The sequence below is a fragment of the Terrabacter sp. 2TAF16 genome (assembly GCF_052115065.1).
Lineage (GTDB): Bacteria > Actinomycetota > Actinomycetes > Actinomycetales > Dermatophilaceae > Terrabacter.
This window is the reverse complement of record NZ_JBFRFZ010000004.1, coordinates 239,305-261,422: the sequence shown is the minus strand read 5'-3', so window position 1 is coordinate 261,422 and position 22,118 is coordinate 239,305. Positions and strand designations below refer to the sequence as shown.

22 protein-coding genes are annotated in these 22,118 nt (G+C 70.7%); 14 read left to right on the top strand and 8 right to left on the bottom strand.

Going from position 1 to position 22,118, the window contains the following annotated elements; all coding sequences use genetic code 11:
* Positions 1 to 15: 15 nt before the first annotated feature.
* The 3 genes from AB4Z14_RS06700 (at position 16) to AB4Z14_RS06690 (ending at position 2,991) form a co-directional block, all read left to right on the top strand.
* The gene (locus AB4Z14_RS06700; RefSeq protein WP_442274526.1) at positions 16 to 642 is read left to right on the top strand and encodes a class I SAM-dependent methyltransferase; all 627 of its coding nucleotides are present in this window, start codon (positions 16 to 18) and stop codon (positions 640 to 642) included.
* 290 nt (positions 643 to 932) lie between these two features.
* A complete protein-coding gene (locus tag AB4Z14_RS06695; protein ID WP_442274525.1) occupies positions 933 to 1,643 on the top strand; it encodes a DNA alkylation repair protein in 711 nt (236 codons plus the stop codon).
* Positions 1,644 to 1,650: 7 nt separating this feature from the next.
* The gene (locus tag AB4Z14_RS06690) at positions 1,651 to 2,991 is read left to right on the top strand and encodes an MATE family efflux transporter (protein ID WP_442274524.1); all 1,341 of its coding nucleotides are present in this window, start codon (positions 1,651 to 1,653) and stop codon (positions 2,989 to 2,991) included.
* 3 nt (positions 2,992 to 2,994) lie between these two features.
* Here AB4Z14_RS06690 and AB4Z14_RS06685 read toward each other — a convergent pair whose 3' ends face one another.
* Complete coding sequence (locus tag AB4Z14_RS06685) at positions 2,995 to 3,477, bottom strand: anthrone oxygenase family protein (protein WP_442274523.1); 483 nt, start codon at positions 3,475 to 3,477, stop codon at positions 2,995 to 2,997.
* An 89-nt stretch (positions 3,478 to 3,566) separates the two neighbouring features.
* On the opposite strand from AB4Z14_RS06685, the gene AB4Z14_RS06680 reads away from it, so the two are divergent.
* Entirely contained in the window at positions 3,567 to 4,538 is a 972-nt protein-coding gene (locus AB4Z14_RS06680; protein WP_442274522.1) for an AraC family transcriptional regulator, read from the top strand.
* 276 nt (positions 4,539 to 4,814) lie between these two features.
* Here AB4Z14_RS06680 and iolC read toward each other — a convergent pair whose 3' ends face one another.
* Complete coding sequence (iolC, locus tag AB4Z14_RS06675) at positions 4,815 to 5,780, bottom strand: 5-dehydro-2-deoxygluconokinase (RefSeq protein WP_442274521.1); 966 nt, start codon at positions 5,778 to 5,780, stop codon at positions 4,815 to 4,817.
* A gap of 200 nt (positions 5,781 to 5,980) precedes the next feature.
* On the opposite strand from iolC, the gene AB4Z14_RS06670 reads away from it, so the two are divergent.
* From AB4Z14_RS06670 to AB4Z14_RS06645, 6 genes are all read left to right on the top strand, one after another.
* Positions 5,981 to 7,306, top strand: a complete 1,326-nt coding sequence (locus AB4Z14_RS06670) for an ABC transporter substrate-binding protein (RefSeq protein ID WP_442274520.1) — start codon at positions 5,981 to 5,983, stop codon at positions 7,304 to 7,306.
* A gap of 122 nt (positions 7,307 to 7,428) precedes the next feature.
* Positions 7,429 to 8,424 (top strand): carbohydrate ABC transporter permease, encoded by a 996-nt coding sequence (locus tag AB4Z14_RS06665; protein ID WP_442274519.1) that lies wholly within the window; start codon positions 7,429 to 7,431, stop codon positions 8,422 to 8,424.
* Positions 8,421 to 9,302: a carbohydrate ABC transporter permease gene (locus AB4Z14_RS06660; protein ID WP_056779603.1), complete on the top strand. Its 882-nt coding sequence runs from the start codon at positions 8,421 to 8,423 to the stop codon at positions 9,300 to 9,302. Before AB4Z14_RS06665 ends, AB4Z14_RS06660 begins: the two co-directional genes overlap by 4 nt.
* A complete protein-coding gene (locus AB4Z14_RS06655) occupies positions 9,299 to 10,840 on the top strand; it encodes a GH1 family beta-glucosidase (RefSeq protein ID WP_442274518.1) in 1,542 nt (513 codons plus the stop codon). The genes AB4Z14_RS06660 and AB4Z14_RS06655 overlap by 4 nt, the downstream gene beginning before the upstream one ends.
* On the top strand, positions 10,837 to 11,865 hold the full coding sequence (locus AB4Z14_RS06650; protein WP_056823279.1) for a LacI family DNA-binding transcriptional regulator: 1,029 nt from the start codon (positions 10,837 to 10,839) through the stop codon (positions 11,863 to 11,865). The genes AB4Z14_RS06655 and AB4Z14_RS06650 overlap by 4 nt, the downstream gene beginning before the upstream one ends.
* Before the next feature lie 121 nt (positions 11,866 to 11,986).
* Positions 11,987 to 12,436: a DUF6299 family protein gene (locus AB4Z14_RS06645; RefSeq protein ID WP_442274517.1), complete on the top strand. Its 450-nt coding sequence runs from the start codon at positions 11,987 to 11,989 to the stop codon at positions 12,434 to 12,436.
* A 184-nt stretch (positions 12,437 to 12,620) separates the two neighbouring features.
* On the opposite strand, the gene rplI is transcribed toward AB4Z14_RS06645, so the two are convergent.
* The 6 genes from rplI to AB4Z14_RS06615 all read right to left on the bottom strand — a co-directional run bounded on the left by rplI (position 12,621) and on the right by AB4Z14_RS06615 (position 18,287).
* Entirely contained in the window at positions 12,621 to 13,067 is a 447-nt protein-coding gene (gene rplI / locus AB4Z14_RS06640) for a 50S ribosomal protein L9 (protein WP_056750292.1), read from the bottom strand.
* Positions 13,068 to 13,094: 27 nt separating this feature from the next.
* Positions 13,095 to 13,331 (bottom strand): 30S ribosomal protein S18, encoded by a 237-nt coding sequence (gene rpsR / locus AB4Z14_RS06635; RefSeq protein WP_056779614.1) that lies wholly within the window; start codon positions 13,329 to 13,331, stop codon positions 13,095 to 13,097.
* 116 nt (positions 13,332 to 13,447) lie between these two features.
* Positions 13,448 to 14,068: a single-stranded DNA-binding protein gene (locus tag AB4Z14_RS06630; RefSeq protein ID WP_442274516.1), complete on the bottom strand. Its 621-nt coding sequence runs from the start codon at positions 14,066 to 14,068 to the stop codon at positions 13,448 to 13,450.
* Between the two features lie 48 nt (positions 14,069 to 14,116).
* A complete protein-coding gene (gene rpsF, locus AB4Z14_RS06625) occupies positions 14,117 to 14,404 on the bottom strand; it encodes a 30S ribosomal protein S6 (RefSeq protein ID WP_028785248.1) in 288 nt (95 codons plus the stop codon).
* Positions 14,405 to 14,642: 238 nt separating this feature from the next.
* A complete protein-coding gene (locus AB4Z14_RS06620; RefSeq protein ID WP_442274515.1) occupies positions 14,643 to 15,986 on the bottom strand; it encodes a glycosyltransferase 87 family protein in 1,344 nt (447 codons plus the stop codon).
* A gap of 48 nt (positions 15,987 to 16,034) precedes the next feature.
* Positions 16,035 to 18,287, bottom strand: coding sequence for a transglycosylase domain-containing protein (locus AB4Z14_RS06615; protein ID WP_442274514.1), 2,253 nt, complete (start codon positions 18,285 to 18,287; stop codon positions 16,035 to 16,037).
* Between the two features lie 261 nt (positions 18,288 to 18,548).
* Here AB4Z14_RS06615 and AB4Z14_RS06610 point away from each other — a divergent pair, with 261 nt between their 5' ends.
* From AB4Z14_RS06610 to AB4Z14_RS06595, 4 genes are all read left to right on the top strand, one after another.
* Positions 18,549 to 19,061, top strand: a complete 513-nt coding sequence (locus AB4Z14_RS06610) for a SigE family RNA polymerase sigma factor (RefSeq protein WP_442274513.1) — start codon at positions 18,549 to 18,551, stop codon at positions 19,059 to 19,061.
* The gene (locus AB4Z14_RS06605) at positions 19,058 to 20,137 is read left to right on the top strand and encodes a hypothetical protein (protein WP_442274512.1); all 1,080 of its coding nucleotides are present in this window, start codon (positions 19,058 to 19,060) and stop codon (positions 20,135 to 20,137) included. The genes AB4Z14_RS06610 and AB4Z14_RS06605 overlap by 4 nt, the downstream gene beginning before the upstream one ends.
* Positions 20,138 to 20,333: 196 nt before the next feature.
* Positions 20,334 to 20,987, top strand: coding sequence for a PadR family transcriptional regulator (locus AB4Z14_RS06600; protein WP_056779632.1), 654 nt, complete (start codon positions 20,334 to 20,336; stop codon positions 20,985 to 20,987).
* A 3-nt stretch (positions 20,988 to 20,990) separates the two neighbouring features.
* Positions 20,991 to 22,082: an inositol-3-phosphate synthase gene (locus AB4Z14_RS06595; protein WP_442274511.1), complete on the top strand. Its 1,092-nt coding sequence runs from the start codon at positions 20,991 to 20,993 to the stop codon at positions 22,080 to 22,082.
* Positions 22,083 to 22,118 lie beyond the last annotated feature (36 nt).

The following is a 22,118-nucleotide window of genomic DNA, read 5'->3' as shown; positions in this document are numbered from 1 at the left end:
CCTTAGTCTGCTCGCATGGGCATCTGGTCGACCCAGGTCACTCCGCGGCTCGTCGCAGCCGGCGGCGAGGACGAGAAGGTGCGCGCCCTCCGTGCGCGGGCCTGCGAAGGCCTCCACGGCGAGGTCGTCGAGCTCGGCTTCGGCAGCGGGCTCAACATCGGGCTCTACCCCCCTGCGGTCACCCGCGTCGTCGCCGTCGAGCCGTCCGACGTCGCGTGGGCCCTAGGGGCCCAGCGCCGCGCACGCAGCCCGATCCCGATCGTCCGGGGCGACCTCGACGGCCAGTGGCTCAGCCTGCCCGACGCGAGCGCCGACGCGGTCCTCTCGACGTTCACGCTGTGCACCATCCCCGACGTCGGCCGCGCCCTCGCCGAGGTCCGGCGCGTCCTGCGCCCCGGCGCCGCGCTCCACTTCCTCGAGCACGGCATCGCGCCGGAGGAGGGCGTGCAGCGGTGGCAGCGCGTCATCGAGCCCGTGCAGAAGAAGGTCTTCGACGGATGCCACCTGACCCGCCCCATCGACCGGCTCGTCGAGGAGTCCGGCCTCGTCGTCGAGGACATCGAGCGGGCCTACGCGCCGATGCCGAAGGTCATGCGCCCGTGGGTCTTCGGCTACCTCGGCCGGGCCGTGCGGCCGGTCTGACGACGAGCGGGACCCAACCGTCCGGCACACCTCCTCGTCAAGACAGTGACGGGCCGACCACCAGGCGAAGACCGGGGTCCGGGTCACGGTCCACCGCAGTGGTGGGCCCCAGGGCACCAAGGGCCGGGAGCAGCGGCCGAACCCGACGTGCCGCACGCTGCGCCTCGGCGGGGTCACGGTGACCAAGGTGAGCTACGCAGCGTCGGACGGCTCCTCACCGATCCGGCTCTCGACGTCGTGGTCCTCGACGGCTGACCTGAGCCGTCGACGGCGCCGACTACGGTTGTCACATGTCGATCGGCCCGCACCCCGACCTCGTGTCGGAGGTGAGGGCCGCTCTCGTCGCCCGGGCCGACCCGGAACGAGCGGCGGGACAGCAGCGCTACATGAAGTCGGCGATGCCGTACGTCGGCCTCACGTCCCCGCAGCTCAAGGCGGCCCTCGCTCCCCTGCTCCGCGACCCCGGCCTCGCCATGGAGTCACGGGAGCAGTGGGAGGCGACGATCCGGGCCCTGTGGGACGGTGCCACCCACCGGGAGCAGTGGTATGCCGCCATCGCCCTCGCGCGTCACCGCCCCTACCGCGCGTGGGTCGACAGCGACGCGATGCCCTTGTGGGAGAGCCTGATCCGGGCCGGTGCGTGGTGGGACGTCGTCGACGACATCGCGACCCACCTCGTCCGCGACACGGTGCTCGCCCACCCGACAGTCGAGAGGCTGCGAATGCGCGACTGGGCCGGATCGGACTCGCTGTGGGTGCGCCGAGCGGCGATCATCTGCCAGGTCGGCGCGCGTGACCGACTCGACCAGTCGTTGCTCACCGATGTCGTCGAGCCCAACATCGACGACCCGGACTTCTTCAGCCGCAAGGCGATCGGCTGGGCGCTGCGCGACCACTCCCGCGTCGACCCGCAGTGGGTGCGCTCGTTCGTCGCCGCCCACCCCGACCTGTCCGGCCTGTCGCGACGCGAGGCGCTCAAGCACCTCGGATCGCTGTCGTGAGGCCGTCATGAGCAACACCGCCCCCCTGCCCACGAACCACCGCCGCGAGATCGTCCGCCTGGCGGTCCCGGCCTTCCTCGCGCTCATCGCCGAGCCGCTCTTCCTCCTCGCCGACTCGGCGATCATCGGCCACCTCGGGACCGCCGAGCTCGCCGGGCTCGGGGTCGCGAGCGCGTCCCTCGTGACGGCAGCCGGCATCTTCGTCTTCCTCGCCTACGGCACGACGAGCGTCGTCGCGCGCCACCTCGGCGCCGGCGACGAGCGCTCCGCGGTGAGCGCCGGCATCGACGGCTTCTGGCTGGCCCTCGGCCTCGGCGCCGTCACGGCCGCCGCGGTGGCTGTGTGGGCCAGACCGATCAGCGCTGCCTTCGGCGCCTCCCCCGCCGTCATCGAGCAGGCGACGACCTATCTGCGCATCTCCGCCCTCGGCATCCCCGCGATGCTCGTCATCCTGGCGGTCACGGGAGTGCTGCGTGGCCTCCAGGACACGACCACGCCCCTCGTCGCCTCGGTCGTGGGCTTCGGCGCCAACATCGTGCTCAACCTCGTCTTCGTCTACGGGTTGCACTGGGGCATCGCCGGATCCGCGTGGGGCACCGTCATCGCCCAGACCGGCATGGGCCTCGCGCTCGTCACCGTGCTGCTCGTCAAGGCCCGAGCCCGGCAGGCCCGGCTGCGCCCGCACCCGGCGCGCGTCCTCGCAGCCGCGCGGACCGGCATACCCCTGCTCGTGCGCACCGTCGCCCTACGCGCGATCCTCATCGTCACGACGTGGGTCGCGGCCTCGCTCGGCGACGTGACCCTTGCGGCCCACCAGGTGGCGATGACGGTCTGGTCGTTCCTCGCCTTCGCGCTCGACGCCCTCGCGATCGCGGCGCAGGCCATCACCGGTCGCGCCCTCGGCGCCGGCGACCGGATGGCGGTTCGGGAGGCCATGGGCACGATGATCCGCTGGGGCGTGTGGGGTGGGCTGGCCCTCGGGCTCGTCATCGCCGGGCTCCACTCGGTCGTGCCGCCGCTCTTCACTCCGGACCCGGCCGTCCAGGAGGCGCTCGGCGCGGCCCTCGTCGTCGTCGGGCTCGGACAGGCGGTCGCGGGCTACGTCTTCGTCCTCGACGGCGTGCTCATCGGCGCGGGCGACGGCCGGTGGCTCGCGTGGGGCATGGTCGTCACGTTCGTCGCCTACCTGCCGCTCATCCTCGCGGTGCGCGCCGGGGGGCCCAGCGGCTCCGCGACCCGCGACGTCGTCGTGCTCTGGCTCGCCTTCACCGGGTTCATGGTCATCCGCGGCGTCCTGCTCGGTTGGCGGTCCCGCCGTGACGACTGGATGGTCGTCGGCGCCCGCTGAGCATCAGCCCGCCCGGACGGCGCCGGCCACGAGGAGCCCCGCGGAGGCCAGCGACAGCGCGGCCCGCACGTGGTTCATCGCGACCCAGCCCGGCGCATACCCCTGCCAGACCGCCGCGGCGGCGGCGGAGCCGGCGTCCACCCGGCCGAGCGCGTCGTTGCGCGGCACGTGGTAGGCAGCGGTGACCCCGAGGGCGACGACGCCGGTGAGCGCCCCGGCCACGAGCAGCGCCCGAGCGCTGCCGCTCGAGCGGGCGAACGCCCAGCCGCAGACGGCGAGCGACCCGAGGCCCGAGACGACGAGGGGCACTGCGAGGCCGCGTGGCGCCGTGACGTTGATGGCCTGCATGGCGCGCACGGCGTCGCTCGCCGCCAACCGGTCGAGGCCCGGCATGACGAAGGTCGAGAAGCCGACGAAGACGCCCCCGAGCACGCCGGTGCCGAGGGCCGTCGCGAGGGTGACGGTGCGCATGAGAGTCGTGTCCATGTCTCCATGACACTGCGCCGGGGTGAGCAGATGAATGTCCCTTCGGCTCATCAACCTCAGCGATCGTCTCATCGGCGTACCGTGGGGCGATGGACACCCTCAGCGCCGTCATGGACGGCCACCGGGCCCGCGGTGCCTCGCTGCTGCGGTGCGAGATGCGGGCGCCGTGGGCCCTGCGGATCGAGGACGAGGCCGCCCTCGGGCTCGTCGTCATGGTGGCGGGGACGGCTGAGCTGCTGCCCCAGCGGGGCGAGGCGATCGCCCTCGGCACCGGCGACCTCGCACTCGTCAAGGGCACCCACCCGTGGGTCTTCGCCGACGACGTCGCGACCGAGCCCGGTGTCGTCATCGAGCCCGGCAACGTCTGCCGGTCCCTGACGGGCGAGCACCTGGCCGTGTCGCTCGGGCTCGGCACACGCACGTGGGGCAACGCAGGTGACGAGCCGGGAGAGACGACCTTCCTCACGGCGTCGTGGGAGCTCGCGAGCCAGGTGACGGGCCGATTGCTCGACGCCCTGCCCGACGTGGCGGTCGTGCGTGCCGACGAGGCCGACCCGACCCTCTCGGGGCTGCTCGCCCGTGAGGTGCAGCGCGACCTCCCCGGCCAGGACGTCGTGCTCGACCGCCTCGTCGACCTCGTGCTCATCGAGGCCGTCCGCCAGTGGTTCTCGCGCGCCGAGGACTCGGCGCCCTCGTGGTGGCGGGCGGGGTCCGACCCGCTCGTGGGCCGCGCGCTCGCGGCGCTGCACGACGAGCCGGGGCACCCCTGGACCCTCGACGTCCTCGCCGCCCACGTCCACGTGTCGCGCGCGACCCTCTCGCGCCGGTTCACCGACTTCGTCGGCCAGTCACCGATGGCCTACCTCACCCACTGGCGGCTGGCCCGCGCCGCCGACCTGCTGCGCGCGGGCAGCCTCAGCGTCGAGCAGGTCGCGCACGCCGTGGGCTATGCCAACGCGTTCGCCTTCAGCGCCGCCTTCAAGCGTGAGCACGGGTCGGCGCCGCGCGCCTTCCGGTCGGCGCCCGTCGTCCCGGGAGCGTCGAGCCCCGTCCCCGGCTGACTTCCGGCGCCTCGGACGGCGCACGTATGCCGTCCCGCTGCGGTCCAGCGATCCCGACCGACGCGTGGGCACGGTCAGGGCCAACTGCTACGGGTTTCCCAGCGTTCTTTAAGGTCGGGCGCTCATAGTCGATGTCGTGAGTTGCTCCTGTGCGACTCGGTGATCTCCTCCCCCTGTCGGATCATCGGGTCAAGGGCACCCGCCCCTGCTGGTCGAGTTCGGCGACGTGACCAGCAGGGGCGGGTTTTCTCGTTTCCGGGCCTGCTCGCGCGCCCCTCACATGGCGCCGTCGGCGACCTCGACATCGGACAGCAGGGCTTGCACCTCGGCCGTCGTCGGCATCGCCGTCGAGCACCCGAGCCTGCCGGCGACGAGAGCACCGGCGACGTTGGCGAAGTGAAGGACGCGCTCGAGGTCCCACCCCTCGAGCAGGCCGTGCACGAGCGCCCCACCGAACGCGTCGCCCGCACCGAGGCCGTTGACGACCCTCACGGGGAAGGCGCCGACCCTCACCTGCTCCGAGGGCGTCATGGCGAGCACGCCGCGTGGTCCCTGCGTGACGACGGCGAGCTCGACGCCCGCCGCCAGGAGCGCGCGGGCCGCCCCCTCGGGCTCGGTCTCCCCGGTCGCGACCTCGCACTCCTCGACGTTGCCGACGGCGACGGTCGCGTGACCCACGGCCTCGCGCACCCGACGACGGGCCTCGTCGGGGTCGCTCCAGAAGACGGGCCGGTAGTCGAGGTCGAGGACGGTGAGCGGCGCCCGGCCGCGCTCCTCCCAGGCAGCGTGGTGGGCCGCTCGACTCGGCTCCTGGCTGAGCCCGGTGACGGTGGACCAGTAGACCCGTGCCTCCCGGATCGCTTGCAGGGGAAGGGAGTCCGCCGTGATGAGAAGGTCTGGCGCGATCGGGTAGCGATAGAACCAGATCGGGAAGTGGTCAGGCGGGAACACCTCGCAGAAGGCGACCGGGGTCGGCGGCCCCGCGGTGATGGTCTGCACGTGAGCGTCGTCGACGCCGAGCTGCAGCAGCTCGCGGTGGACGAAGCGTCCGAAGGCGTCGTCGGCCGTGGCGCTGACGAGCGTGGCGCGCCGACCGTGGCGGGCCGCGGCGACCGTGACGTTGGCCGCGCTGCCGCCGAGGAACTTCTCGAAGGTGCGCACCTCGTCGAGCGTGACGCCGTGCTGGAGGGGGTAGAGGTCGACGCCCACCCGACCCATCGCGACGAGGTCGTAGACGGTCACGGGAGCCTCCCACCGGTGCCGGGCCCACGCCGGCGTCTGGACCTCCACGCTAGCGGCGATCAGGTCACGGAATGGTCACGGCTCTTGACCGATGCCCTCCGGCACCCCCATTCTCCTCGTGAGAGCGCTCTCACGGCCACGTCTCACGCACGGAGAGCGCTCCCACACCCACACTGGGGATGAGACCAAAGGAGCTCTCCATGACATCCCGTTCCACCCGGATCGGCGCGCACTCCGTGCGCTCTCGCCACGCCGTACTCGCCACCCTCACCGTCGGCCTGCTGGCCCTCTCGGCCTGCAGCTCGGGTTCGGGTGCCGACAGCCCCTCCACCGCGGCCGGCAGCACCGGCGGCGGCGGACCGGTCACCCTGACCCTCGCCACCTTCAACCAGTTCGGCTACGAGGAGCTCATCCCCGAGTTCGAGAAGTCGCACCCGAACATCAAGGTCACCCACAAGAAGGCCGCGACCTCCAACGAGGCCCGCGACAACTTCTTCACCCGCCTCTCGGCCGGCAGCGGCATGGCCGACGTCGAGGCCGTCGAGGTCGACTGGCTCCCGGAGATGCTCCAGTACTCCGACAAGTTCACCGACCTCAACTCCGCCGACGTCCAGGGCCGCTGGCTCGACTGGAAGGCCAAGGCCGCCACCGACGCCGAGGGCCACCTCATCGGCTACGGCACGGACTCCGGCCCCGAGGCGATCTGCTACCGCAGCGACCTCTTCAAGGCCGCCGGCCTGCCCAGCGACCGCGAGTCGGTCGCCAAGATGTTCGGCACCACGTGGGAGAGCTACTTCGCCGCCGGCAAGCAGTTCAAGGCCAAGTCGAAGGTCCCCTTCTTCGACAGCGTCGGCGCCACCTACCAGGGCATGGTCAACCAGCTCGAGGCCGCCTACGAGAACCCGAGCGACGACGCGATCACCGCGACGGACAACGCCGCCGTCAAGAAGATCTACGACCAGGTCATCCAGGCCGGCATCACCGACGGTCTCTCCGCCAAGCTCCAGCAGTGGGGCGACGACTGGACCGCGAGCTACCAGAAGAACGGCTTCGCGACGATGCTCTGCCCCGGCTGGATGGTCGGAGTCATCGAGGGCAACGCCAAGGGCGTCAAGGGCTGGGACGTCGCCAACACCTTCCCGGGTGGCGGTGGCAACTGGGGCGGTTCGTACCTGACCGTGCCGAAGCAGAGCGCCCACCCGAAGGAGGCCCAGGAGCTCGCCGCGTGGCTGACCGCGCCCGAGCAGCAGATCAAGGCCTTCAAGAAGGTCGGTGCCTTCCCGAGCCAGAAGCAGGCCCTCGAGAGCCAGGACCTGCTCTCCTTCACGGTCGCCTCCTTCAACAACGCGCCGACCGGCCAGATCTTCGCCGACCGCGCCAAGGCCGTCACCATCACGCCGTACAAGGGCACCCACTACTTCGCGATCAACGACGCGATGCAGCAGGCCCTGACCCGCGTCGAGCAGGGCAGCTCCCCGCAGGAGTCGTGGGACAAGTGGGTCGGCGACGTCAAGGCCCTCGGCTGACCTGATCCCGCCGGTCGACGGGTCGAACGCCCGACCCGTCGACCAGCCGACCGCGGACGGCCCGGTGCACCCCTCACCGTTCACCCGGGCACCGGGCCGTCCGCCCGACCATCGGAAGCGCCATGACCGTTCAGTCCCCCACCCGCACGACGCAGCCGGACCCGCCCGGCGCCGCGGCGATCGTGCAGCGCACGCCCCTGCCGCCCCGCTCGGAATGGCGGCGCCGCCTGACGAAACTCGACGAGAAGGGCGCGCCCTACGCATACGTCTCGCCGTTCTTCATCCTCTTCGGCATCGTCGGGCTCTTCCCGCTGCTCTACACGGCGTGGGTCTCGCTCCACAAGTGGAGCCTCATCGGGGGCCAGGGCGACTTCGTCGGGCTCAAGAACTACGCGGACGTCCTCGCGCAGCCCTACTTCTGGAACGCGCTGAAGAACACCGTCAGCATCTTCCTGCTCTCGAGCGTGCCGCAGGTCATCGCGGCCCTGCTCATCGCGGCCGCCCTCGACAGCGGGCTGCGGGCCCGCACGTTCTGGCGGATGGGGGTGCTGCTGCCCTACGTCGTGGCCCCCGTGGCCGTCGCCCTCATCTTCAGCGACCTCTTCGGCGACAAGTTCGGCCTCGTCAACCACCTGCTCGGCCTCGTCGGCATCGACCCGATCCAGTGGCACAAGGAGGTGCTGCCCAGCCACGTGGCCATCGCGACGATGGTCAACTTCCGGTGGACCGGCTACAACGCCCTGATCTTCCTCGCCGCCATGCAGGCCATCCCCCGCGACTACTACGAGGCGGCCATGATCGACGGCGCGGGCCGCGTCCGCACCTTCTTCTCGATCACCATCCCGCAGTTGCGCGCGACGATCATCTTCGTCGTCATCACCTCGACGATCGGCGGCCTGCAGATCTTCGACGAGCCGCGGATGTACGACCAGTACGGCCTCGGCGGCGCCGATCGCCAGTGGCAGACGCTGACCCTCTACCTCTACCAGCTCGGCTGGACGCAGAAGAACTTCGGCCGCGCGGCCGCCGTGGCGTGGATGCTCTTCCTCATCGTCATCGTCTTCGCGGTCGTCAACTTCCTCGTCACCCGCCGGATCGCCTCGAAGGGACAGCGATGACCGCCCCGACCCTGACCCCTGCACCCGTGGTCAAGCCCCGACGGGGCACGAAGCTCGTGCGCCGCACCCAGGCCAGCCCGACGGCATACGTCTTCCTCGCGATCGTCCTCGTCGGCTCGGCGTTCCCGCTCTGGTGGTCCTACGTCATCGGCAGCAAGGACTCCGCCGCCATCGTGCAGGACCCGTTCTCGTTCGTCCCCGGCGGGCACTTCCTCCAGAACGCGAGCACCGTCGTCACGACGATCCCGTTCTGGAAGGCCCTCGGCAACAGCATCCTCGTCAGCTCCACGGTGGCCGTGCTCGTCGTGCTCTTCTCGGCGATGGCCGGCTTCGCCTTCGCCAAGCTGCGCTTCCGGGGCCGCAACGGTCTGCTCGTCTTCGTCATCGCGACGATGGCCGTGCCGACCCAGCTCGGGATCGTGCCGCTCTTCATCGTCATGAGCAAGCTCGGCTGGATCGGCAGCCTCTGGGCCGTCATCCTGCCCAGCGCCGTCAGCGCGTTCGGCGTCTTCTGGATGACGCAGTACCTCCAGGAGGCGCTGCCCGACGAGCTCATCGAGGCCTCGCGCGTCGACGGCGCGTCGACGCTGCGGACGTTCTGGTCCATCGCGCTGCCTGCCGCCCGCCCGGGTGCGGCGATGCTCGGCCTGTTCACCTTCATCGCGACGTGGACGAACTTCTTCTGGCCGTTCATCATCCTCGACCCCGGCAACCCGACGCTGCCCGTCGCCCTGCAGCAGCTGCAGGCCGCCTACTTCGTCGACTACTCCCTCGTGCTCAACGGGGTCGTGCTCATGGCGCTGCCCCTCATCGTCCTGTTCGTCTTCGCCGGGAGGCAGCTCGTCTCCGGCATCATGCAAGGAGCCGTCAAGGGATGACCGCCCAGACGCGTACCCACCAGACCCTCATCACGCCGGGCACGACGCCCGCGACGAATCTCCTCGTCGCAGAAGGACGCCCGGTGCCGCAGGACTTCCTCCTCGGTGCCGCGACCGCGGCCTTCCAGATCGAGGGGGCCCGTCACGAGGACGGCCGCACCGACTCGATCTGGGACACCTTCTCGCACACCCCCGGCGCCGTCGTCGACGGTGACACCGGTGACGTCGCGTGCGACCACTACCACCGGTATGCCGCCGACGTGGACCTCATGAGGTCGCTCGGCCTGCAGTCCTACCGCTTCTCCACCTCGTGGGGACGCATCTGCCCCGACGGCGGACCGGTCAACGCGAAGGGGCTCGACTTCTACGAGCGGCTCGTCGACTCGCTCATCGAGTCGGGCATCGCGCCGTGGCTCACGCTCTACCACTGGGACCTGCCGCAGACCCTCGAGGACCGCGGCGGCTGGACCTCGCGCGAGACCGTCGACCGCTTCGTCGACTACGCGCTGGCCGTGCACGATCGGCTCGGCGACCGGGTGCGCACGTGGACGACCCTCAACGAGCCGTTCTGCTCGGCCTTCCTCGGCTACACCGCCGGCATGCACGCGCCGGGCCGCACCTCACCCGCCGACGGTCTCGCCGCCGCGCACCACCTCCTGCTCGGCCACGGCCGGGTCGTGCAGGAGCTGCGGGCCCGCGACGCCTCGCTCGAGCTGGGGCTGACCCTCAACTTCACCGTCGCCGACCCGCTCGACCCCTCGGACCCGCGAGACGTCGACGCCGCGCGCCGGGTCGACGCGCAGATGAACCGGATCTTCCTCGACCCGATCTTCCGCGGGCAGTATCCCGCCGACCTCCTCGAGGACGTCCGCCACCTGGGACTGACCGACCACGTCATGGACGGCGACCTCGAGGTGATCTCCACGCCCATCGACGTGCTCGGCGTCAACTACTACAACGGCGAGGCCATCGGCCACGAGGCGCCTGCCGACGCCCTCGACGACAGCGTCAACGGCGGCCGCACCACCCGATCGCCGTTCCCCGCCGCCGATGACGCCCACCGCCACCCGCGCGGGCTCCCCGTCACCGCGATGGACTGGGAGATCCAGCCCGAGGGGCTCACCCGCCTGCTCGTCCGGCTCCACGAGGAGTATGCCGGCCCGGCCGGGGTCGCCCTGCACGTGACGGAGAACGGCGCCGCCTTCGACGACGCCCCCGACGAGGACGGCTTCGTCGACGACCGCGGCCGGACGGCATACGTCCGCTCGCACCTGGGTGCGATCCTCGACGCCGTCGACGCGGGGGTCCCCGTGCGCGGCTACTTCTACTGGTCGCTGCTCGACAACTTCGAGTGGGCCTGGGGCTACGCCAAGCGCTTCGGTATCGTCCGAGTCGACTACGACACCCAGGTGCGCACGCCCAAGGCGAGCGCGCTCGACTTCGCCCGCATCATCTCGACGCGGAGGCTGCCCAGCCCGTGGGACGCCCCGGCCACGAGCGGTGACGGCGACGACCCTGCAGGAGAATCGACACCATGAGCGACGGGACGCTGGCCACCCCCGTCGGACGACCCACCCTCGAGGAGGTCGCCCGGGTGGCCGGCGTGTCCCGGGCCACGGTCTCGCGCGTCATCAACGGCTCGCCCCGGGTCAGCCCGGACGTGCTCGTCGTCGTCGAGAAGGCCATCGCCGAGCTCGACTACGTGCCCAACCGGGCCGCACGGTCACTCGTCGCCCGCGCGACGATGTCGATCGCGCTCGTCGTGCCCGAGGACACGCACCGCTTCTTCGGCGACCCCTACTTCGCCGACGTCGTCCAGGGCATCAGCGACCGGCTCGACGACAGCGACTACGTGCTCAACCTCCAGCTGACGCACCCGAGCTCGCCGTCGGAGAAGACGAAGCGCTACCTGCTCGGCGGCAACGTCGACGGCGCCATCGTCGTCTCGCACCACTCCGGCGACCACTTCCTCACCTCGCTCAGCCGGTCGCTGCCGGTGGTCTTCGGCGGCCGGCCGATCGGCGAGGCCAAGGACCGCGACTACTACATCGACGTCGACAACCGGCTCGGCGGCGTCCGGGGCACCCAGCACCTCATCGACCGGGGGCGCACCGCCATCGCGACGATCACCGGACCGGCCGACATGCCGGCCTCGGTCGACCGCGAGCAGGGCTGGCGCGACGCCCTCGCAGAGGCCGGGCTGTCCGACCACCGCCTGGCGCGTGGCGACTTCACCGAGGCCGGCGGCATCCGCGCCGCGCTCGCCCTCATCGACGAGCACCCCGATCTCGACGCGCTCTTCGTCGCGAGCGACCTCATGGCGAGCGGTGCGCTGCTCGCTCTCGACGAGCGCGGGCTGCGGGTGCCCGACGACGTCGCGATCGTCGGCTTCGACAACAGCAAGTACGCCACGCGCGGCAAGGTCGGGCTGACCACCGTGGCCCAGCCCGCCCAGGAGATGGGCGTCGTCATGGCCGACACGCTGCTGCGCCTGCTCGCGGGCGAGTCCCCGCCCCGGGTCACGACGCTCGACACCGAGCTGGTCGTCCGCGACTCGAGCTGACGGGCAGCGGAACCGGAATGCTTGGAACTGCTGTGCCCACCCTGACAACCTCCCGCGGCACGCGAGCGTCCTGATCTGCATCGGCTCGACGAGCGAGCCCACCAGACAGGGGATCCATCACATGTCCGTCACGCGTACCGTCACCGCCATCGCCCTCGCCACCGCGACGACCATCGGCACGACCGCCCTCGTCGTCGCTCCGGCGCACGCCGGGGGCGCACCCGATCTCGGCACCGTGGACGTCGACCGCCAGGCCCGCCTGCACGACGGCGTCGTCACCCTTCGAGGCACCTACACGTGCACCGTGCCCGACTCGCCGGCGCCCTCCGGTCCGGGGACGCTGGGCCTCGAGCTCGTGTCGCGGTCGGGGGCAGCCGCCACGACACCGCTCACGGTCTCGGTCCCGGTCACCTGCGACGGGACCGAGCGCAGCTGGACCGTCTCCACCGCCGCAGGTTCGCTGCGCCAGGGCCGGGCCTGGGTGCACGGCCACCTCGAGGTGCCCGATGCCGCCGGCAGCACGCCCTGGGAGCTCTTCGACACGACCGTCGCGGTGGTCGGCCGCCGCTGAAGGGCCCGCCTCGCCGGCGAACCGGCGGCACACCTCGGCGTCAGCGAGAGCTTGGGGTCAGCTGCTCAAGGAGCGCGGCGTGCGGTCGACGCGGGCGTGTGCGCGGCGCCGTTCGGGAGGTATGACGAAGGGCCGGGCTCCGCGTGTGCGGATCCCGGCCCTTCGACGTGTCAGACCTCGACGGTCAGGCGGGGACGACCTCGAACTTGAGGGTCGCCGCGACCTCGGGGTGCAGACGGACGGTCGCCTCGTAGGAGCCGAGCGTCTTGATGGCCTGCTTGACCTCGATCTTGCGCTTGTCGAGCTCCGGGCCACCGGCAGCCTTGACGGCCGCGGCGATGTCGCCGTTGCTGACGGCGCCGAAGAGGCGACCGGACTGGCCGGACTTGGCCGGGACCTTGACCGACGTGGCCTCGAGCTGGCCCTTGACACCCTTGGCGGTGTCGAGGTCCTTGATCTCGCGGACCGCGCGGCCCTTGGTCAGGGCGTCGACCTGCTTCTGGCCGCCCTTGGTCCACGGGGTCGCGAGACCGCGCGGCATGAGGAAGTTCCGGCCGTAGCCGTCCTTGACCTCGACGATGTCACCAGCAGCACCGAGACCGGTGACCTCGTGCGTGAGAATGAGCTTCATGGTGTTCTCCTCGTTCCCGAAACCGGCTCAGCGAGCCGAGCTCGAGTAGGGCAGCAGGGCCATCTCACGGGCGTTCTTGACGGCCGTGGCGATGAGACGCTGCTCCTGGGTGGACACACCGGTCACGCGACGCGCGCGGATCTTGCCGCGGTCGGAGATGAACTTGCGCAGGAGCGCAGTGTCCTTGTAGTCGATGTTCTCGACCTTCGCCGCCTTCAGCGGGTTGGCCTTCTTCTTGGGCTTGCGCACAACGGGCTTTGCCATCGTGGTGCTCTCCTTCTTGATGAGAGCCCGGGGTTTGGTGCCCCGGGATGGGTTTGAAGAACTACTGGGGTATGCCGTCCGGCTGCGTCACCGGACGGCGGTGCTGACCTGCTCGATCAGAAGGGGGGCTCGTCGTAGCTGGGGGCTGCGCCCCAACCACCACCCTGCTGGCCACCGGCAGCCGGCTGACCGCCACCGGAGCCACCGCTCCAGCCGCCGCCCTGCTGACCACCTGCGGCCGGGGCACCCTGGGCACCGCCGGCAGAGCCGCCGGTCGCCCACGGGTCCTCGGCCTGGCCGCCGCCGGAGCCCCCGCTCCAGCCGCCACCCTGGCCCTGGCCGCCGCCGAAGCCGCCACCGCCGCCGGCACCGCGCTGGGTCTTGTTGACCTTGGCGGTGGCGCTGCGCAGGGACGGGCCGATCTCGTCGACGTCCATCTCCACGACGGTGCGCTTCTCGCCTTCCTTCGTCTCGTAGGAACGAGACTTCAGCCGGCCGGACACGATCACGCGCATGCCCCGCTGGCACGACTCGGCGACGTTCTCCGCCGCGTCGCGCCACACCGAGCAGCGCATGAACAGCGTCTCGCCGTCCTTCCACTCATTGCTCTGGCGGTCGAACTGCCGCGGCGTCGAGGCCACGGTGAAGTTCGCGACCGCAGCCCCGGACGGCGTGAAACGCAGCTCGGGGTCGGCGGTCAGGTTGCCGATGATCGTGATGACGGTGTCGCCTGCCATGGACCAGTCCTTCGTCGGTTGATCGAGCGGATCAGTAACTTCGCTGAATCAGGCGCCGGGGCGCAGCAGCTTGGTGCGCATGACCGACTCGCTGAGGTTCAGCTGGCGGTCGAGCTCCTGGGCGGTGGCCGGCTCGGTCGTCATGTTGACGACGACGTAGATGCCCTCGGACTTCTTCTTGATGTCGTAGGCAAGACGGCGGCGGCCCCAGATGTCGACGTTCTCGACGGTGCCCCCGTCGTTCTTCACGACGGTGAGGAACTTGTCCATCGTCTTGTCGACGGTGCGCTCTTCGGTCTCCGGGTCGAGGATGACCATGAGTTCGTACTGACGCATGCTTCTAACCCACCTCCTCTGGTCTCGGCGGTCACGAGTCTCTCTCGTGACAGGAGGGTTGCATTCGTCCCGCCGCGAGCCTGGGGCCCGGCCTGATCTTCCAGCCGGGTTCAGCCTCGCAGACCTCACCGACATCGGTCGGTTCGATCCACAGGCCACCGGGCACACGGCGAACTGGGCAAGACTACCGGCCCGGACGGCATACTCCGAAATCGGAGGGCCCTCGCGCGGCCACGGCTCAGGAGAAGCGGACGATGAGCCGGTCCTCGGCGCCGCTCATCGGGCCCGCGAGGTCGTCGGGCTCACCCTTCGACCGGCTCCACCGGTCGCGGGCCCGCAGCCACACGACGGCCACGAGCCACAGCACGGCCACGACGCGCAGCATCGAGAAGAAGGCGTACCACGACGCCGGCAGACCACGATCGGGCACGGTCGTCGCCGCGATCGTCAGCCACACCGCGACGAAGTTGAGCGTCTCGGCGCCGGCCCAGATGAGGTGGTCGCGCCACTGGAGGGCGCACCACGCGATGAGCGGCAGCAGCCACAGCGAGCTCTGCACGGTGAACGACTTGCCGGTGACGAGCACGATGCCGACCATGACGAGCGACACCTCGGCGATCGTCGGGCGTCGGGCCGACGACAGCGCCAGCACCGCCCCGACCGCGAGGGCGACGAGCCAGCCGACGACGGCGAGCGCCGTGACGGCCCCCGTGGGCAGGGGGTGCCCGGCGAGCTGCGGCAGCAGCCACGGAGAGCCATAGCCGGCTCCGGCCGACGCCCACCCCTGGTAGGGGGAGGCGGCCGCCTCGTGGTTGAGCAGCCAGAGCCCGGAGAGCAGCGCGCCGAACGTCAGCAGCGCGTAGCCGGCGACGCGACCCATCTCGCGCAGCCGACCCGACCGCACGCAGAGCAGCGCGATCGCGACGAGGATGAGCACGGGATAGGTCCGCGCCCCGATGGCGAGCCCGAGCAGCACTCCGGCGAGCGTCGGGTTGCGCCGCGACCACGCCCACATGCCGGCGCTGGCCAGCGCCACCCCGAGCAGGTCGGCCGAGATGAAGCCGGCCAGCACGACGACGGGGGACAGCGCGACGTGCGCCGCCGAGATGGGTCGAGCGGCCGACGACGCGACGAGCCACACGATGACGAGCAGCAGCAGGGTCAGCAGCACCGACCACAGCGCGAAGTACCACGCGGCCCGCGTCTTGAGCGATCCGTCGTCGGGGCCGAGGCTCGCGACGGCCGTGAGCACGAGCCCGGTCAGGGGCGGCTGCCCGGTGACCGGCGCGCCGTCGCCACCCTGGAGGTATGCCGCGAGGCCGGCCTTGAGGTTCGCGTCGCGGTATGCCGTGGGCAGGTCGGCGTAGCAGGCGCTCCAGAACTGGGTGTCGCCCGTGAAGCCGGTGCGCAGGCAGGGGGCGCGCAGCAGGATCGCGAGCCCGGCGGTGACGGCCGTCAGGGCCGACAGCAACGCGGCCGTGAGCACCCACGGGAGCTCACGGGCTGCGGCATACCGTCCGCGGGGGCCTCCGATGATCTCGGAGGCCGCCCGCACGACGGGGTCGTCGACCTTCTCGGTCACGGGACGGTCACCCCGTCACCCCGTCACGGTCCCCGGCCCGCCCGCGCGTCATGGGCCGTTGCCGGGTTTGGTCGACGTGGGCGACGGTCCCCCTCCCCCGGGCAGGGGAATCGTGATCGTCGGCTGCGTCGTCGTCGGCTGGGGCTTCCCGGTGCCGTTCGTCTTCGTCGGCTGCTGCGTCGTCGTCGGCGGTGCCGTCGTGGTGGTCGGCGCCTGCGTGGTCGTCGTCGTCGCCGTCGGCGCCTGGGTCGTCGTCTGCGGCGGCGGCGTGAACGTCGTCGTCGGGGTCGGGATCTTGTCGTCGCCGACACCCGCACGGTTCGGGAAGTCCTGGACCTCCATGTTGTCCGTCACGACCTTCATGAAGTCGTAGAAGACGTCGGCCGGGATCGTGCCACCCGTGAGGTTGGTGTCCTCGGAGCTCGTCAGCGTCTGCGGGTTGCCGTTCGCGTCGGGCTTGTACATGCCGATGGACACCGCGAGCTGCGGGATGAACCCGGAGAACCAGATCGACTTCGCCTCTGAGGACGTGCCCGTCTTGCCCGCGACCGGGCGGTTCAGGCGCTGGAGCTTCGTCGCGGTGCCGCCGTCCTTGACGGTGTAGGTCATGGCGTCGGTGACGTCGGCGGTCACGTCCTTGTCGAAGGCGCGCTTCGTCTGCGGCTTGGCGTCGTAGGTGAAGTCACCGGTCGTCGAGGTGACCTTCTTGACGAAGTACGGCTTGGCCCGCACCCCCTGCGAGGCGATCGTCGAGTAGGCCGTGGCCATGTCGATGACGTGCGGCGAGGCCGTGCCGAGGACGTTGGTGAGGGTCTCGTCGAGACCCGGCGTCCGCGCGGGGATGCCGGCGTCGATCGCCGCCTGCCGGGTCAGGGCCGGCGTGATCGTGTTGTTGAGGTTGACGAAGGCCGTGTTGATCGAGCGACCGATCATCCGGCGCATGTCGACCATGCCGTAGGAGCGGTCGCCGAAGTTCGTGATCTTCGTGCCGTCGATCTCCTGGGGCTGGTCGCCGTCGAACTTCGTCTTCGTGGACACGCCGTCGCGGACCGCCGCGAGGACGGCGAACGGCTTGAAGTTCGAGGCGCCCTGCATGATCGCCTGGGTCGAGGTGTTGAACTGCGACTTGGCGTAGTCGGCGCCGCCGTACATCGCGACCACGGCACCGTCGCCGGGCCGGACCGCGACGAGGCCGCCCTGCACCTTCTTGGGCAGGTTGTCCTGCATCGCCGCGATCGCCGCGGTCTGGGCCTTCTTGTCGATCGTCGTGACGATGCGCAGGCCGCCGTTGTCGATGTCCTGCTCCGAGAGGCCGGTCGAGACGAGCTCGCGCTTGACCTGGGCGGTGATGAAGCCGTTGGGGCCCGACGAGAACTTGTTGCCCTTGTAGGCCTGGATCTTCGGCAGCTCGGTGTACTTGGCCCGCTCGGCCGCGCTGAGCCAGCCCTCCTGCACCATCCCGTCGAGGACGTACGCGTAGCGCTTGGTGAGGTTGGCCTCGGCCGTGTCGCCGTTGGCGGGGTCGTAGAGGGACGGCGCGTTGATGACCGACGCGAGCACGGCCCCCTCGCCGACGGTGAGCTTGGAGACGTCCTTGCCGAAGTACGCCTTGGCCGCGCTCTGGATGCCGTAGGCGCCGCGACCGTAGTAGATGGTGTTGAGGTACTTCTCGAGGATCTCGGCCTTGGAGAGCTGGCCGTCGATCTTGACCGCGATGAGGATCTCCTTGGCCTTTCGGGAGATCGTGCGGTCCTGGGTGAGGAAGTAGTTCTTGACGTACTGCTGGGTGATCGTGGAGCCACCGACCTGGGTCTCACCGGTGACGCTCGTCTTGACGGCGCGCAGGATGCCGCCGACCGAGATGCCGTTGTTCTGGTAGAACGTGCGGTCCTCGGCGGCGATGTGGGCGTCCTGGACGAACTTGGGCACCTGCTTGAGCTTGACCGACTCGCGGTTGCCGTCCTGGACGGCGATGCGGTCGAGCTCGGTCTTGCCGTCGCTGTAGTAGACGATCGAGACCTGCTTGTTGGCCAGCTCGTTGGGCTGCGGGATGGCGGTCTGGTTGTAGGCGATGACGACGCCGACGACACCGAGCACGAGCAGCACCGCGGCGGCGATCGAGCCCCACTTGAGCGTGCCGAGCACCCACTTCTTCCAGCCGGTGCGGCCCTCGCCCTCACCGTCGGCGAAGCCGGCGGTCCCTGCGGACCGGCCGTTGCCGTTGCCATTCCCTGCGCGCTGGGGCCGGCCCTTGTCGCCCGCCAGCTGGGCAGCGCGGATGTCGCGCCTGCTCTGCGTCACAACCTGCTCCATTCACTGATCAGGCCCGAGAAACCGTCCCGGGCCGCCACTCAGTATGACCTGACCGGCGCCGTGACGACGAAACGACGGAGGCGGCTCACACGAGCGGCACAAGCACCCCACAGACTGTTTTCACATACCCGGGGGTGGCGGGCAACCTTTCTCCGGCCCCAGACGGTCCTGCAGGATGTGACGACAGTGACAGGCACCGACGCCGGAGCGAGCAGCCTCTCCGCCGGGCCGCTGACAGGGGGACGAGCCGTGGACCGAGGGTCCTTCGACGACTTCGTGGCGACGCGCTCGACCCGACTGCTGCGGACGGCATACCTGCTCACGCACGACCGGGCACTCGCCGAGGACCTCGTGCAGACCTCGCTCGCCAAGGCGTGGTTCGCCTGGGCGCGCATCGACGGCCAGCCCGACGCGTACGTCCGCCGGGTCATGGTCAACACGTACTCGAGCTGGTGGCGGCGGCGCTGGAACGGCGAGCAGGCCACGGCCGACCTGCCCGAGCGTGCCGCCGCTGCCGGGCACCGCCCCGAGGACGTACGCGTGGACGACCGCACCGACCTCTGGCGGGCGCTCGCTCGGCTGCCGAGGCGCCAGCGGGCCGTCGTCGTGCTCCGCTTCTACGAGGACCTGTCCGAGATCGAGACCGCCGAGATCCTGCAGTGCTCCGTCGGCACCGTGAAGAGCCAGGCGAGCCGCGCGCTGGCCAAGCTCCGCATCGACCCCACCCTGAGCCCGACCTCCGACGAGGAGCGTGTCCGATGAACCTCACCGACCTGCGCGACGAGCTGACCACCCACGCCGACGACCTCGGCACCGCCCCTGACTTCACGGCCGGTGTCGCCGGCCGGGTGCGCACGACGAAGCGCCGCCGGGCCGTCGCCGCAGGCTCGGTCGCGACGCTCGCCGTCGCCGCCCTCGCCGTCGGTGTCGTGACCTCGCTCGGCCGTCCCGCGCCGACGGTCCCAGCCGCGTCGTCGTCGAGCGCTGCTCCGATGATCGGAGCCGACGGCCTGCCGTTCCGCTCCGTCCCCGACGCTCCCGGCGACGTCGTCAAGGACGGCCTGCGCTACCGCGCCCGGGTGGCCGACGACCGGCTCGTCGCCGGTTTCATCGGTGACCGTGGCCAAGGTCAGTTCTCGCTGGTCTGGGAGCCCATGACGACCCACGTCTCCATCGGCGCCGAGTGCTACCTGCCCGGCCTGACCGACACCGCAGCGGCGACGTACATGGTCACGGTCAGCTTCGGGGGGACCGCGGGCTTCTTCGGCAGCTCGTGCGCGGCCGGCCGGCCCGCGGAGCGCGACCTGCCGGCCGGGGGAACCGTCCCCGGCGAGCCGGACCAAGGGTGGACGGAGCTGACGGTCGGGCGCACCGCCTCGGTCCGCATCCAGCTCGTCGACGCGAAGACGCGCAAGCCGGTCTCGGTCGACGGCGCCCAGCTGACCGGCGCCATCTACGCGCAGGGCGCACGGACCCTGATCAGGGACCTGTCCGGCAAGCCGGTCGCGGCCCTCCCCGACGTCGTCGAGCGTGAGGGCTACCGCTACCGCCTCGAGGGCCGTGCGTCGGTCGCCGACGCGACGACGCGCGACGAGCTCGTCGTCCCGACACCCGGCGGTCGGCCGTTCCTCGTGACCTACGGGTATGCCGGAACCGGTGGCCCCTCCGTCGGGGCCGAGCACCTCACCGGACTCGTCGACGAGAGCACCGCCGTCTCAGGCGGCCTGACGACGGCGGCACAGCCGGCCCGGCCCGAAGGCACCGTGACCCTGCGTCACGACGGCGCGGTCGCCGCGACGGGCGTCCGGCTCGTGGCCGTCTACGTTTCCGAGCCCTGACACCCCGGCTCCGGTCCAGGCCACACCGGCCCGGACGCCCGGCGCCGGGTCAACCAACAGGCACGAACCACCAAGGCGTCGGATAGACGCCGAAACCTGGGTTCGGTCCTGTTGGTTGACCCGTCGGCGAGCAAGCCGTAGCGCGATGCGTCGGTGTGATGTATCGCAGCGATATATCTGGGTGTACCGTAGTCACGTGCCCAAGTCCGAACGTCCTCAGAGCCGCCGCGCTGCGCTGCTCGAGTTCGCGGTCCTCGGCCTGCTCCACGACGGCCCGCTGCACGGCTACGAGCTGCGCAAGCGCCTCACCACCGCGCTCGGCATCTTCCGGGCGCTGTCCTACGGCTCGCTCTACCCGGCGCTGCGCCACCTCGTCGACTCGGGCTGGATCCACGAGACCACCGAGGCGGCGACGGGAAGCAGCAAGCGGCCCCGCATCACCTACGAGCTGACCGCCGACGGCAAGGAGCACTTCCAGGACCTCGTCGCGGCCAGCGGCCCCGACGCCTGGGACGACGACGACTTCGACGTCCGCTTCGCCTTCTTCTCGCGCACCGAGGCGCAGGTACGCCTGCGGATCCTCGAGGGCCGGCGCTCCCGGCTCGAGGAGCGGCTCGCCAACATCCGCGACGCCTCCCAGGCCCGCCGCGAGCGGATGGACAGCTACACGCTCGCCCTCCAGCAGCACGGCGAGGAGCGCGCCGAGCGCGAGGTGCGCTGGCTCGAGGAGCTCATCGTCGCCGAACGCCGCGCGGCCCTCGACCCGGGCCCGGCGGCCTACGACGAACCCGGCCTGGCCACCACAGACATCACCACCCCCCAGAGCACGACCACCAACAACAAGGAGTGATCCATGGGATCCGTACGCGTCGCCATCGTCGGCGTCGGCAACTGCGCGAGCTCGCTCGTGCAGGGCGTCGAGTACTACAAGGACGCTGACGCCACCACCGGCGTCCCCGGCCTCATGCACGTCAAGTTCGGCGAGTACCACGTCTCTGACGTCGAGTTCGTCGCCGCTTTCGACGTCGACGACAAGAAGGTCGGCAAGGACCTCTCCGAGGCCATCAACGCCTCCGAGAACAACACCATCAAGATCGCCGACGTCCCCACGACGGGTGTCGAGGTCCAGCGCGGCCACACGCTCGACGGTCTCGGCAAGTACTACCGCCAGACGATCGACGAGTCCGGCGCCGACCCGGTCGACGTCGTGCAGGTCCTCAAGGACCGCAAGGTCGACGTCCTCGTCTCCTACCTCCCGGTGGGCTCCGAGCAGGCCGACAAGTTCTACGCCCAGTGCGCCATCGACGCGAAGGTCGCCTTCGTCAACGCGCTCCCGGTCTTCATCGCCTCCGACCCCGAGTGGGCCGCGAAGTTCGAGGCCGCCGGCGTCCCGATCATCGGTGACGACATCAAGAGCCAGGTCGGCGCGACCATCACGCACCGCGTCATGGCCAAGCTCTTCGAGGACCGCGGTGTCGCCCTCGACCGGACGTACCAGCTCAACGTCGGCGGCAACATGGACTTCAAGAACATGCTCGAGCGCGAGCGCCTCGAGTCCAAGAAGGTCTCCAAGACCCAGGCCGTGACGTCCAACCTGACGGGCTCGCTCTCGGGTCTCGTCGACAGCAAGAACGTCCACATCGGCCCGTCCGACTACGTCGCGTGGCTCGACGACCGCAAGTGGGCCTACGTCCGCCTCGAGGGTCGCGCCTTCGGCGACGTGCCGCTGAACCTCGAGTACAAGCTCGAGGTGTGGGACTCGCCCAACTCGGCCGGCATCATCATCGACGCCATCCGTGCGGCGAAGATCGCCAAGGACCGTGGCATCGGCGGCGCCCTGCTGTCGGCCTCGTCCTACCTCATGAAGTCCCCGCCGGAGCAGCGCCCGGACGACCTCGGTCGCGCCAAGCTCGAGGCCTTCATCGCAGGCACCGAGGAGCGCTGACCCAACCGGTCGATCCCGAGCCCGTATGCCGTGAGG

Excerpts from the sequence above, each read along its gene's own strand:
- AB4Z14_RS06700 (WP_442274526.1), top strand. The coding sequence starts at position 16 with ATGGGCATCTGGTCGACCCAGGTCACTCCGCGGCTCGTCGCAGCCGGC.
- AB4Z14_RS06695 (WP_442274525.1), top strand. The coding sequence starts at position 933 with ATGTCGATCGGCCCGCACCCCGACCTCGTGTCGGAGGTGAGGGCCGCT.
- AB4Z14_RS06690 (WP_442274524.1), top strand. The coding sequence starts at position 1,651 with ATGAGCAACACCGCCCCCCTGCCCACGAACCACCGCCGCGAGATCGTC.
- AB4Z14_RS06685 (WP_442274523.1), bottom strand. The coding sequence starts at position 3,477 with ATGGACACGACTCTCATGCGCACCGTCACCCTCGCGACGGCCCTCGGC.
- AB4Z14_RS06680 (WP_442274522.1), top strand. The coding sequence starts at position 3,567 with ATGGACACCCTCAGCGCCGTCATGGACGGCCACCGGGCCCGCGGTGCC.
- AB4Z14_RS06670 (WP_442274520.1), top strand. The coding sequence starts at position 5,981 with ATGACATCCCGTTCCACCCGGATCGGCGCGCACTCCGTGCGCTCTCGC.
- AB4Z14_RS06665 (WP_442274519.1), top strand. The coding sequence starts at position 7,429 with ATGACCGTTCAGTCCCCCACCCGCACGACGCAGCCGGACCCGCCCGGC.
- AB4Z14_RS06660 (WP_056779603.1), top strand. The coding sequence starts at position 8,421 with ATGACCGCCCCGACCCTGACCCCTGCACCCGTGGTCAAGCCCCGACGG.
- AB4Z14_RS06655 (WP_442274518.1), top strand. The coding sequence starts at position 9,299 with ATGACCGCCCAGACGCGTACCCACCAGACCCTCATCACGCCGGGCACG.
- AB4Z14_RS06650 (WP_056823279.1), top strand. The coding sequence starts at position 10,837 with ATGAGCGACGGGACGCTGGCCACCCCCGTCGGACGACCCACCCTCGAG.
- AB4Z14_RS06645 (WP_442274517.1), top strand. The coding sequence starts at position 11,987 with ATGTCCGTCACGCGTACCGTCACCGCCATCGCCCTCGCCACCGCGACG.
- rplI (WP_056750292.1), bottom strand. The coding sequence starts at position 13,067 with ATGAAGCTCATTCTCACGCACGAGGTCACCGGTCTCGGTGCTGCTGGT.
- rpsR (WP_056779614.1), bottom strand. The coding sequence starts at position 13,331 with ATGGCAAAGCCCGTTGTGCGCAAGCCCAAGAAGAAGGCCAACCCGCTG.
- AB4Z14_RS06630 (WP_442274516.1), bottom strand. The coding sequence starts at position 14,068 with ATGGCAGGCGACACCGTCATCACGATCATCGGCAACCTGACCGCCGAC.
- rpsF (WP_028785248.1), bottom strand. The coding sequence starts at position 14,404 with ATGCGTCAGTACGAACTCATGGTCATCCTCGACCCGGAGACCGAAGAG.
- AB4Z14_RS06605 (WP_442274512.1), top strand. The coding sequence starts at position 19,058 with ATGAACCTCACCGACCTGCGCGACGAGCTGACCACCCACGCCGACGAC.
- AB4Z14_RS06595 (WP_442274511.1), top strand. The coding sequence starts at position 20,991 with ATGGGATCCGTACGCGTCGCCATCGTCGGCGTCGGCAACTGCGCGAGC.